This is a genomic window from Massilia sp. AB1, assembly GCF_018119385.1.
Lineage (GTDB): Bacteria > Pseudomonadota > Gammaproteobacteria > Burkholderiales > Burkholderiaceae_D > Telluria.
Window position 1 is genome coordinate 1 of record NZ_JAGKSG010000077.1, and the last position, 12,428, is coordinate 12,428.

8 protein-coding genes are annotated in these 12,428 nt (G+C 67.1%); 6 read left to right on the forward strand and 2 right to left on the reverse strand.

Annotation, left to right across the window (positions count from 1 at the left end):
• Window positions 1-34: 34 nt before the first annotated feature.
• Together J8847_RS23260 and J8847_RS23265 are read right to left on the reverse strand one after the other, a co-directional pair.
• Window positions 35-2,392 carry a penicillin acylase family protein gene (locus J8847_RS23260; protein WP_373999981.1) on the reverse strand — a complete coding sequence of 786 codons (2,358 nt, stop codon included), beginning with the start codon at window positions 2,390-2,392 and terminating at the stop codon, window positions 35-37.
• Entirely contained in the window at window positions 2,389-4,032 is a 1,644-nt protein-coding gene (locus tag J8847_RS23265) for a DUF418 domain-containing protein (protein WP_211527063.1), read from the reverse strand. Before J8847_RS23265 ends, J8847_RS23260 begins: the two co-directional genes overlap by 4 nt.
• A gap of 199 nt (window positions 4,033-4,231) precedes the next feature.
• Between J8847_RS23265 and J8847_RS23270 the strand changes: the two genes are divergently transcribed.
• The 6 genes from J8847_RS23270 (at window position 4,232) to J8847_RS23295 (ending at window position 12,175) form a co-directional block, all read left to right on the forward strand.
• Entirely contained in the window at window positions 4,232-4,690 is a 459-nt protein-coding gene (locus tag J8847_RS23270; RefSeq protein ID WP_211527064.1) for a MarR family winged helix-turn-helix transcriptional regulator, read from the forward strand.
• Between the two features lie 112 nt (window positions 4,691-4,802).
• A complete protein-coding gene (locus J8847_RS23275; protein WP_211527065.1) occupies window positions 4,803-6,143 on the forward strand; it encodes an SWIM zinc finger family protein in 1,341 nt (446 codons plus the stop codon).
• A complete protein-coding gene (locus J8847_RS23280; RefSeq protein WP_211527066.1) occupies window positions 6,140-7,717 on the forward strand; it encodes a DUF5691 domain-containing protein in 1,578 nt (525 codons plus the stop codon). The genes J8847_RS23275 and J8847_RS23280 overlap by 4 nt, the downstream gene beginning before the upstream one ends.
• Window positions 7,714-8,808, forward strand: coding sequence for an AAA family ATPase (locus tag J8847_RS23285; RefSeq protein ID WP_211527067.1), 1,095 nt, complete (start codon window positions 7,714-7,716; stop codon window positions 8,806-8,808). The genes J8847_RS23280 and J8847_RS23285 overlap by 4 nt, the downstream gene beginning before the upstream one ends.
• 9 nt (window positions 8,809-8,817) lie before the next feature.
• Complete coding sequence (locus J8847_RS23290; protein WP_211527068.1) at window positions 8,818-11,040, forward strand: DUF5682 family protein; 2,223 nt, start codon at window positions 8,818-8,820, stop codon at window positions 11,038-11,040.
• Window positions 11,030-12,175: a VWA domain-containing protein gene (locus J8847_RS23295; protein WP_211527069.1), complete on the forward strand. Its 1,146-nt coding sequence runs from the start codon at window positions 11,030-11,032 to the stop codon at window positions 12,173-12,175. The genes J8847_RS23290 and J8847_RS23295 overlap by 11 nt, the downstream gene beginning before the upstream one ends.
• The last annotated feature ends 253 nt before the right edge of the window (window positions 12,176-12,428 follow it).

Here is a 12,428-nt window from a genome sequence, read left to right on the forward strand (position 1 = left end):
GCAAAGCCCGCGTCCGCTTGCAAGGCCCGGGCCGTCAGCGCGCCGGCAGCAATTCAATGACTTGCTTGGCGGCCTTGTCCACCGCCTGCCGCGAGTACAGCAGCGGGAAGTATTTGCCCTCCGCCCAACTGCCGGCAAGGTCGCGGTAATGGGGGCTCGCCGGGTCGCCAGACTGCCCCGGGGTGTTGATCGCACGCGAGTTGTCCCAGTTGCCGACGTCCAGCACCATCCGGAACGAGGGTCCATGCGCATGCCAGAAATTCTCGGGGAGATAGCTCGACACATTCACCGTATAGGCGCCACCACCGCGTGGCAGCGGGCCTATGTTCACCTGCGAACGCGTGGCCTGGTCAAGGAGCGGCGTCATCGGATGGGCGAAATAACTGAAGTGCTGTTTGCCCCATTGCCAGCGAGTCGGATCCGGCCCCTGCAGCCCCTCCATTTCCGCCCAGGCGCGCCCTAGGCTGGACAGCAGGACCTCGTCGCGCTTGCGCACGGCATCCTTACCGAAGCGTTGCGCCGGCTTCTCGAGCGATTCGATCAGGACGCTCGCATGCGGCGCATCCATGGCTTCCACTGCCGCCGGCGCCAGGACGGCCTCCTTGAAAGCGTAGCCGAGATGCCGCGACCACCACGTCTCATATAGAGCTGCCGCGCTGGAGGAAGCACTCTCCTCGCCGTCCCAGGACGACAGCAGGCGCAGCGCGGCCTGTGTCTTGGGATCGCGGGAGGACAGCGGCTTAAGCAGGGTAACCAGCCGCTGCGCATTCAAGGACACGACATCGTTCTGCAGGCGCTCCATATCCTCAATGCCGACTTTCGGCGCCGCCGAGAGTACCTGCGCGATCCGGCGTGCGCGGGCATTGTCCGGCCATTCGAAGCCGAGCTTGTGCTGCCGATACGGAAAACCGGCGGGCAGATTCATCTCGTTCGCCGACGCGAACCAGCCTTGCCCGGGATTGAGCACATAGGGCAGCTTCGCGCCATCGAGGAATCCCTGCCATTCATAGCGGCCGTCTCCGGGCACGGGCATCAGCCCGTCCCAGTTAGGACGCACCGGCGCCAGGCCGCCGGCGACCCAGCCGATATTGCCGGCCGTATCGGCATACACCTGGTTCTCGGTCGGCGCGCCCCAGCGCTCCATGGCGCGCCGGAACTGCTGGAAGTCCTGCGCCTTCATGTAATCGATGCTGCCGAAGTAAGGCGCCATGCCCGGCGCGGTCCACGCGGTGCGGACTGCGAAGGCCCGGCGCTTACCCGGATCCTGGTGGATCACCGGCCCATGACGGGTGAAGCGCAGCTCGACGCTCTTCGCAGGCCGGCCGCGCACGGCGACCTTCTCGCGCACCACGCGGAAGTTCTCCCAGCCGCCTTTGTAGCGATACTGCTTCGGGTTCGCAGGATTGATCTCGTAGACGTACAGGTCTTCCTGGTCGATGCTGAAGATGGTCAGCCCGAACGCCACCTTCCCGTTGTGGCCGATCGATACGCCCGGCAAGGCGGGCTCCCCTGCCCCGATGACGTCGAGGCCGGGAGCGCTGAGGTGCACGATATAGCGCAGCGACGGCACGCCGTAGGCACGGTGCGGGTCGTTCGCCAGGATAGGGCGGCCGGTCGTCGTGCGCGACGGCGCGACGACCCAGTTATTGCTGCCCTCGAGCGTTTCCCCATTCGGCGCCACGCGCGACGCCTGCAAGTTCCGCCGGTCGAAGCGCACGTTCTCCGTCGCGAGCGCAAACACGTCGAGCGCGTCCTCGGGCAGGCAAGGATCGAGGCCTTCGGGCACGCGCGTGGTCCATGCCGGCGACAGCTGGGCGCGCACTGCGTCCGCCGCCAGGCCCGCACGGCAGACGACACGCGCGCGGGCGAACTCCTGGGTCAGGTTGCGTGTCAGCCCGTGGCTGCGGATGCGCACCACGTCTTCGGGACGCCACTTCGCGGGGGTATAGCTGAGCTGGCGAAATTCGAAGGGCATCAGCTCTGGCTTGCGGGCGATGTAATCGATGTAGGCGTTGATGCCCGCAACAAAGCGGGTGCTGGTCCGTTGTGCGTCCTTGCCGTAGGCCGCCCATTCCGGCGCCATGTCGCCGCGGTACAGGAACAGGCGCGCCGCCCGGTCCTGCTCCACATAGGACGGCCCGAAGACCGAGGCCAGCTCGCCCAGCCCGCGACGGCGCCATAAGTCGATCTGGAACAGCCGGTCGCGTGCAGCGTTGAAGCCCTGCACAAAAAAAACGTCATCCTGGCTCGATGCGTAAATATGGGGAACGCCCCAGCGGTCGACCACGATCCGGGCCGGCTGCGCCAGGCCCGCTACCTTTACCGGCTGTGCGGCGGCCGGCAGCGCGGCGCCGACCAGCAGCGCCGCGCCAATCCCAACCAACCCCCTCACGCCGGCGTTGCCACTGCGGGCGCGGCGCCCGATGCGCCCAGGCGCATCGGCGGGATGGTCCAGTAGGTGACGGCACGCCACAGCCATTCCATCGGCCCGTAACGGAAGCGCGACAGCCACAGATGGCTGAACACGATCTGCACCGCGGCCAGCACCACGACGAACAGCATCTGGTCCGCGCGCGAGATACCCCAGTTGCCGAAGCCGTAGCCGAAGAAGAAAGTGGAGGCCACCAGCGATTGCGTCAGGTAATTCGTCAGGGCCATGCGGCCAAACGGCGCCAGCACCTTCACCTTGTTCAGCGGCGAAGCGCTGTACAGCATCAGGATCACCAGGCTGACATAGCCCAGCGAGGCGGGCAGGTTGCCCAGCATTTGCAGGCCCGAAGCCAGCTGGAAGCCGTCGGCACCGCGCGAGCCCGGTATCGAGTGCATGGCGATGGTGGAACCGAGCAAGCCCATGCCGATACCGATTGGAAGACCGAACATGGCCAGCTTGCGGAACAGCGGCAGGTGCTCTTGCGCCCGTTCCATGATGCCGGAACGGACGAACCAGGTGCCGATCAGGAACATGCCGATCAGGATGGTTGCGAAGCCGACTTCTCCCGGCGCCCTCTCGATGAAATGCTTGGCGCGCAGCGTCACGGCATCGGCGTAGCTGCCTTTGCTGAGCACTGCAGTTTCGGTCTTGATGCGCTCTTCGCGCTCCTTGATGTTCTTCGCACGTTCGGCGGCCTGCTCCTTCTGCTTCTTGGCCTCCTCCTTGCTGACGACGGCAGCCGGCTTCTCCGGGAAGAAGTACATCGATGCGCCAGCTCCCGTCATCATGAAGAAGGAGAAGCAGTAGATGCCGACACCCAGCCGCCATGGGCGGGCCGGCTTGTCTGCGTGGTAGCGCTTGGTGAGGTAGCCGAGCGTGAACAGCGCGAAGCCGAGCAGCGGCAGGCCGAAGCGCGCTTGCGGCGGCATGGCCGGCAGTGCCCAGGTCACGGCGCCGCCAATGAGGCCGATCACACCGACGACCATCAGGATGAAGGCGATGACCGGCGGCCGGCCGAAGCGTTTCATGCGCTGCTCTCCGCGCAGCCACCAGGCGGCGACGCCGAAGAAGGCCAGGCCGCCGGCAATCCCGAACAGCCAGTTCATGTGAGGGATGAAGCCACCGCCGATGCACAGGGCCATCGCCAGCAGGATCCATTTCGTCCGCCCGTACAGGACGATCAGCAGGGCCGTCGCAGCAACCGCATAGCTGAACAGGATGTCGCCGGAGAACAGGAAGATATGGTGCAAGGCGCCGAAGACAGCCAGCGCGGCGATGCGGCGCATGTAGGGAACGAGGAAGCTGCGGCCGGCACGCTCCGCCCGGGTGAGCATCACGGCGAAGCCCATGCCGAACAGCAGGGAGAAGATGGTCCAGAATTTACCGACGACGAAATACTGGACGAAGTAGCTGACCACGAAGTTGGCGCCGCTCAGGCCAGTCTGCATGCCTGAACCAAGCTGGGCAGTAGCACGGTTGAAGAACTCGACATTCATCATCAGGATGCCGATCAGGGCAAATCCGCGCACCACATCGAGGGCCTGGATGCGTTCGTTGTTCGTTACGGGGGTCAATTCCGCCGGCACTGGAGGCTTGTCCATCGCCATCTCCTTCTGGTTTTTTTGATCGCACCATCGTATGCCGGAAGTCGGCAGGCCGAGGGACTTGTGCGACGAACTGCAGGAATGCGAGGACAAAGCGTTATCCGGTCGACCGATATTCAAATCGCATGAAGATTCGCCATCTCCGGCGCGCATCACATCGCTTGCAATTAGCTCGTAAGCGATCTATATTGGACCGATGACGACCACTCCTTCCTCCGCTGCCCAAGCGCCTCTTCTGGACCAGCAGCTGTGCTTTGCGCTGTATTCGACCTCGCTGGCCATGATGCGCGTGTACCGCGGCGTGCTGCCGAAACTCGGGCTCACCTATCCGCAGTACCTGGTGATGATGGTGCTGTGGGAGCGGGACGAGCTGACGGTATCGGATATCGGCGCCCGCCTGTTCCTGGACTCGGCCACCCTGACCCCGCTCCTGAAGCGGATGGAGACCCAGGGCCTGGTGCAGCGGGCGCGTGCACGCAGCGATGAGCGCCAGGTCATCATCACCCTCACCGAGCAGGGCAAGGCGCTGCGCGGGCAAGCCGCCGAGATGATGCCGGCCGTGCTGTCCGCCACCAAGTGCTCGCTCGACGAGGTCACCGGCCTGCGCGACCAGCTGGTCAAGCTGCGCAAGCATCTCAACGACAGCGCAGGCTGATCAGCCTCCGGTTAGCGGAGGCGCACTTTATGTTTGTTGCATAGCAAAAGCCTCCGCTTCCGGCGGATGAGCAGGGTATAGTTGCCGCATTCCTTTATCCATGGGTTTGCGTGTGACGCTCAGCTCGGATCACATCCTCTCTCTCGCTCCCGACGCCGCCTCGGCAAAAGCCGGCAGCCAGCTGGCCACGCCGGCCAAATGGCGCCAGCTCGGGCGCGACGAGCGCGCGCTGTGGGGAGAATGCCAGGGCAGCGGCAAGGTCCCCTACCGCACCCAGATCGACATCGCCGAACCCGCCTTCAAGTGCACCTGCCCGAGCCGCAAATTCCCTTGCAAGCACGGCCTCGGGCTGTATCTCCTGCTGAGCGCCCAGCCAGGCCTGTTTGCCGCCGGCGCGGCGCCACAATGGGTGGCGGACTGGCTCGACAGCCGCCAGCAGCGCCTGGAAAGGAAGACCGAGAAAGCCGCTGCGCAAACGCCGGAACAGGCGGAAGCCTCCGCGGCCCAGGCACGCAAGCGCGAAGAGAAGCGCGAGCAGGGCGTCGGCCGCGGCCTGGCCGACCTGCAGACCTGGCTGCATGACCTGGCGCGCGAGGGCCTGGCCGGCGTGCGCGAGCGCGGCCCCGCATACTGGAACGGCATGGCGGCGCGTCTCGTCGATGCGCAGGCTGGAGGCCTTGCGGCCCGCCTGCGGCGCGCGGGGGCGATGTGCTTCCAGACCACCCTGCCCGACTGGGAGCGCCGCCTGGCCAACGAACTCGCCGCGCTCTATCTGGTCACCAGCGCCTGGCAGCGCATCGAGCAGTTGCCGGACCTGCTGCAGCGCGACCTGCGCAGCCTGGTCGGCTTTACCGTCCCCAAAGAAGAAGTGCTGGCCGAGCCGCCGGTCGGCGACCGCTGGCTGGTCCTGGCCCAGCGCAGCAGCGAGGACGAGCGGATCCGCAGCCGCGCCACGTGGCTGTACGGGACAGGCACCCGGCGCTGGGCGCTACTGCTGCAATTCGCGGTCGGCACCCAGGGATTCGAGCAGTCCGTCCCGGTCGGCACGCAGTTCGACGGCGAACTGTGTTTCTACCCGAGCGCCCTGCCCCTGCGCGCCCTGGTGCGCCAGCAGTCCGCCAGCACGCTCATCGACGGCGCTGCGCCGGCAGGAGGCGGCTTCCCTGCCCTGCTCGACGCCTATGCCGACGCACTGGCCAGCCAGCCTTTCCTCGACAGCTGGCCCGCCATCCTTCCCGATGTGGTGCCCGATCCCGCGGCGCGCACGCTGCGCAGTGCCGACGGCGGCGTGATCCCGCTCGATGCCGCGTTCCGCCACCATCTGCACCTGGCTGCCCTGAGCGGCGGACATGCGCTGACGCTGGTGGGCGAATGGGATGGCGAGGCCTTCCTGCCGCTGAGCGGCTGGCATGACGACCGCCTTTACAACTTCGAAACCGACTTTCTCGCATGAGCGACGCCAGCCAGCTATACAGCCTTCTGCAGATCGGGACGTCGCGCGCGGCGGGTGCGCGGCGCGCAGCCTTGCCCGCCGAGCTCGAAAGCGTTCTGCCCGGCGGTGGCGACGCCGAATCGCAACTCTGGCAATCGCTGGGCGCGTGGTCGCTGTGGACGCGCGCCGGCTTGAAGCCTGCCGCCATCCCGACACCGGCCCCCCTCGCTGCCGCGCCGGCGGAACGGCTGCGCGCCTGCCCTCCCCGCGCCGAGGCGCTGCTGGCGCGCCTGCTGCAAGGCGGCCAAAAAACCGTCCTGATGCTCGAATGGCTGCGCGAACTGACGCGCTACGGCGGCCACCTGCCCGCGCGCTTCCTGCCCAACCTGCTCGCGCTCGCGACACGCCATACCGAACTGCGCGCCGAGCTGACCCAGGTGCTCGGCGAGCGCGGACGCTGGCTGTCGCGCTTCGACCAGGCCTGGGGGTGGGCGGCGCCGGCCGCAGGCCATGACGATCTTCAGCGGCTCTGGGAGACAGGCAGCCTGGAACAGCGGCTTGCCGCCCTGGCGCAGTGGCGCGCGGAGGATCCAGGCGCTGCAAGGGATGCGCTGATGCAGACCTGGGCAAGTGAAGCGCCGGATGCACGCGCACAGCTGCTCGGCTGCCTGGGCGTCGGACTTGGTCCCGACGACGAAACCTTCCTTGAAACCGCGCTCGACGACCGCCGCAAGGAAGTACGGCTTGCGGCGCAAGCCCTGCTGGTAAAGCTGCCCGGCTCCGCCCTGCGTCAGCGCATGCAGGCAAGGGCCGAGCCCCTGCTCCATGTGAAGCGCGTGCTCCTGGGCCGTAACAGCATCGAGGTCACGCTGCCGGAGTCCATCGACAAGGCCGCGCTGCGTGACGGCGTCGGCGCAGCCGCCCATCCTGGGCTGGGCGAAAAGGCCGGCTGGCTGGTCGACCTGCTCGCCGCCACCGACCCGCGCATCTGGCCGGCGCGCCTTGGTCTTAATCCGAGCGAACTTATCGCTATGGCGGCGCGCAGCGACTTCGCCCATGCCCTGGTGCGCGGCTGGTCCAGTGGCGCGCTGCGCGGAGCTGCTCGAGCCCACGAGCTGGGCGAATGGACGCAAGCCCTGCTGGCGTTCTGGCTATCGTCCGACGAACGGATGCGGCAGCAGTACCCGCGAGACTTCTTCGAGCTCTTCGCACGCATGACGCCGGCCGAACTGCATGCCTGCCTCGCCGACATTGTGGGCGCCAGCCGCCAGACCTGGGGCCAGGCGGAACGCGTGCTGGTCGATTTGCTGGTCCACGCGGCCAGGCGTTCGTCCATCATTTGGCCCGCCGCGCTGTCGCGCGAGGTGATCGAGCGGCTGCTGCGCGAGCTGCCCGCGATTCCCGGCGCCCAATGGGAAATCAAGGCCGCCCTCGACAGCTTTGCAGGCGTCGTCGATCCGCCGGCCATCGCCGGCCTCGAAGCCGCCTGGCGCGCCGGCGCCGGCGACGGCGGCATCCACGACAGCATCGCCAATTTCTTCGACACCGTGCGCTTCCGGCACGAGATGTCGCTTTCTTTCCAGGAGCCCGCATGACCGCATCGACCACCACCGTCCTTCGCCAGCACGCGGAGGAGCAGTTCGCCAGGGAGATCGAGGCCCTGATCGCCAGCGACACCCGCCAGCGTCCGCCGCGCTGGCGCATGTCCCCCTGGGCCGTGGCCACCTATCTCATGGGCGGCAAGCTCGATAACGGTGTGGAGATCAGCCCCAAGTACATCGGCAACCCGCGCGTGATCGAGATCGCCGTCGCCACGCTCGCCACCGACCGCGCCCTGCTGCTGCTCGGCGTGCCGGGGACCGCCAAGTCCTGGGTGTCGGAACATCTTGCGGCGGCGATCAGCGGCGACTCCACCCTGGTGGTGCAAGGCACGGCCGGCACCAGCGAGGAAGCGCTGCGCTACGGCTGGAACTACGCGCACCTGCTGGCCAAGGGGCCTTCGCTGGAAGCCATCGTCCCCAGCCCGGTGATGCGCGCCATGCGTGAAGGGAAGATCGCACGCATCGAGGAGCTGACCCGCATCCCGGGCGAGGTGCAGGACAGCCTGATCAGCATCTTGTCCGAGAAGGTGCTGCCGATCGCCGAGCTGGATGATGAAGTACAGGCGCAGAAAGGCTTCAACATCATCGCCACGGCCAACGACCGCGACCGCGGCGTCAACGAGCTGTCGAGCGCGCTCAAACGCCGCTTCAATACCGTGGTGCTGCCGCCGCCGCGCACTGCCGACGAGGAAGTGCGCATCGTGCAGACGCGCGTCGCCGGTATGGGCCGGGCGCTCGAACTGCCGGGCGAAGTGCCGGCGCTGGAAGAGATCCGCCGCATCGTGACGGTGTTCCGCGAACTGCGCGACGGCACGACCGAGGATGGCAAGATCAAGCTCAAGGCGCCGACGGCGAGCATGAGCACGGCGGAAGCGATTTCCGTAATCACGCATGGCATGTCGCTGGCCGCCCATTTCGGCGACGGCGTGCTGCGCGGCGCCGACCTGGCGGCAGGCATGGTCGGCGCGATCGTCAAGGATCCGGTGCAGGACCGCGTGGCCATGCTCGAGTATCTCGAAACGGTCGTGAAAGAGCGCAGCGGCTGGAAGGACCTGTACCGCGCCTGCCGCGACGTCATGGATTGAGCGCCCGGCATGAGCGTTCACCTGTTCGGCATCCGCCACCACGGGCCCGGCTGCGCGCGCAGCCTGCTCGAGGCGCTGCGGGAACTGCAGCCCGACTGCCTGCTGGTCGAAGGTCCGCCTGAAGCGGACAGCCTGGCCGCATTCGAGGGCCGGCCGGAACTGGCGCCGCCGGTCGCGCTGCTGCTGTATGCGGCGGCGGCGCCGCAGCGCGCGGTCTTCTACCCGTTCGCGGCCTACTCGCCGGAATGGCAAGCCATGCGCTATGCGAACGAGCACGGTGTCCCATTCCGCTTCTGCGATTTACCGCAGAGCCACCGCCTGGCGGAAGAGCGCAAGCCCGAGCCGGAGGATGGCGACGAGGTGCAGGCCGATCCGCTGGGATGGCTGGCGCAGGCGGCGGGTTATGGCGATACCGAGACCTGGTGGGATCACCTGGTCGAGCAGCGGCGCGACAGCCTGGACCTGTTCGAGGCCGTGGCCGAGATGATGGGCGCCGTGCGCGAGGCGGCCGGGCCGTCCTCGTCGACGCTCGAACTGCGGCGCGAGGCATGGATGCGCAATGCCATCCGCGCGGCCGAGAAAGAAGGGTATGCGCGTATCGCCGTGGTCTGCGGCGCCTGGCACGTGCCTGCGCTGGCGTCCATGCCAAGTGCGAAGAGCGATGCCGAGCTGCTCAAGGGACTGCCGAAGGAAAAGGTGCTGGCGACCTGGATACCGTGGAGCTATGGCAGGCTGACCTTCGCGAGCGGCTATGGCGCGGGCGTCAACTCGCCAGGCTGGTATCAGCATGTGTGGGAGCACGGGGACGAGGCGGGCCTGTTCTGGCTGACCGATGTCGCGGCTCTGCTGCGCAAGCACGACCTGGACGCCTCCTCGGCCCAGGTCATCGATGCACAGCGCCTGGCGGAGACGCTGGCGGCCTTGCGCGGCCGGCCGCGCACCGGCCTGGACGAACTGCTGGAAGCGGTGCGCGCCGTCTTCTGCCAGGACAATGATGCGACCCTGCGCCTGATCCGGCGCGAGCTGCTGGTGAACGACCGCCTGGGCGATGTGCCCGACGACGTGCCGACGGTGCCGCTGGTGCAGGACGTGCAGGCGCAGCAGAAGCGCCTGCGCATGCCGTTACGCGCGGATGCGGTGGGAATGGATCTCGATCTGCGTCAGCCTGCCCACCTGGAGAAAAGCGTCCTGCTGCATCGTCTCGCGATGGTCGGCGTGGACTGGGGCCGGCGGCAGCGGACGCACGGGACGACCGGTACCTTCCATGAGTTGTGGCAGCTCGCGTGGGAACCTGAGTTCGCGATCCAGCTGATCGAGGCCAGCGTCTGGGGAGCGACCCTCGACCGCGCGGCCAATGCACTCGCGATCGAACGCGGTGCCCAGGCTCTGAACTTGCCGGAACTGACGGCCCTGATGGAAAAGATCCTGCTGGCGGATCTGCAGGAAGCGGTCGGGCCGGTCATGCAGCGGATCCAGGATGTCGGCGCGACGACGCCGGATCCCGGCTTCCTGCTGGAAGCCATTGCACCGCTGGTCGACGCGATCCGTTACGGGAATGTGCGCGGCACCGATACCACGGCGCTTGCCGGCGTGGCCGGGGTGCTGATCACGCGCGCCTGCATCGCCCTGCCCTTCGGTGCGCGCGCACTGGCGGACGATGCGGCTGCGATCCTGCTCCGGCAGCTCATCGCCGGTGACCAGGCCATCCGGCGCTTCCAGGAGGAGGCACACCTCGAGGAGTGGTTTGACACGCTCGACAAGCTGGCGCGCTCGGATCAGAGCCATCCGCTAGTCGCCGGGCGCTGCACGCGCATCCTTGCGGAGCAGCAGCGCTGGCCGACTGGCGAGGCGGCGCGCCAGTTGTCGCTGCGCTCGTCGCACGCAGTCCCGCCGCTTGTCACTGCCCAGTGGCTGGAGGGATTCCTGGACGGCGGCGGCACGCTGCTGGCGCACAGCGACGAGCTGTGGGAGCTGGTGAATGCCTGGCTCATGTCGCAGCCGGCGGAGGGCTTCATCGAATTGCTGCCGCTGCTGCGGCGCACCTTTGGAACCTTCACGCCACCGGAGCGGCGCCAGCTGGCCGAACGCGCGGCGTCCAGCCAGCCGGGCGCGCGTCGGGTAGCCGTTTCGGGTACTACGGAAGTAGATGAAGAGCGCGCGATGCGCGTGCTCCCGGTCCTTCGAACCATTCTTGGAAGCGCGGCTGCGCAGGATGCTGTTCATGGCGAATGACATAGACCACAACGAAGTCGCGCGGCGCTGGCGGCTCGTGCTCGGCGGCGGTACCGACCAGGGCGTCCAGCTCGACGCCGGCGACCTGGCGCTCGACGGCGCACTGAATGCGCTCTACAACGACGGCGAGCGGCGCGGCGGACTGGGTGCGTCGGCGCCGAACGTGGCGCGCTGGCTGGGCGATATCCGGCAGTACTTCCCCTCGTCGGTCGTGCAGGTGATGCAGAAGGATGCGCTGGAACGTCTCGGCCTGCAGCAGATGTTGTGCGAACCCGAGATGCTGATGGCGGTGGAGCCGGATGTCCATCTGGTGGCGACGCTCCTCAGCCTGAACCGGGTCATGCCGAACAAGACGCGGGCGACAGCGCAGCAAGTAGTCGAGCGCGTGGTCCGCGACCTGGAGAAGAAGCTGGCCAGCCCGATGCGGCAGGCGGTGAGCGGCGCGCTGCATCGCGCGGTGCGCAATGTGCGGCCGCGGCACAACGAGATCGACTGGCTGAGGACCATCCGCGCCAATCTGAAGCATTACCAGCCGGAGTACAACACGGTGATTCCCGAGCGGCGGATCGGGTTCGGCCGCAAGGGGCAAACTCTGCGCGATATCGTGCTGTGCATCGACCAGTCCGGGTCGATGGCGCCGTCGGTCGTGTATGCCAGCGTGTTCGCGGCGGTGCTGGCGACCATCAAGGCGGTGAGCACCTCAGTGGTGGTATTCGATACGGCGGTCGTGGACTTGACGCCGACCTTGCACGATCCGGTGGAAGTCCTGTTCGGGACCCAGCTCGGGGGCGGGACGGACATCAATCGGGCGCTCGGCTACTGCCAGGGACTGGTGACGCGGCCGAAGGACACGATCTTCGTGCTGATCAGCGATTTGTACGAAAGCGGGAATAATGCGGAAATGCTCAAGCGGGCGGCTTACCTGGTGGCGAGCGGCGTGCAGCTGATCGTGCTCCTGGCGCTCGACGATCGCGGAGCGCCGTCGTATGACCGGGAGAATGCGGCCAAGCTGGCGGCGATGGGAGCACCCGTGTTTGCGTGTACGCCGGATCTGTTCCCGGACATGATGGCGGCGGCCATCAAGCGGAGTAGTTTGGAGCAGTGGGCGGCGCAGGCCGGGATTGTGCATGCCTGAAGGTCTGCGGTTTGCGTGCGTGCGTTGAGCTTGGGTTCCGGCCAAGGGGGACGCCGAGTCCCGGAAGTCGTAGCCGCCAGTGGCGGGTACGACGGTTTTTAGGCTAGGTGCGCTATACGCGGCGTCCATTTCGACCAGCGACTGATGATCCGTCATTTCCTCCACTGGAGGAAATGACTCCCGGCGCAGGCCGGAACAATGCCACCGGCATTGTTCCGTCCAAGTTTTGTTCGCGTACCGAAAGCGTCTTTTC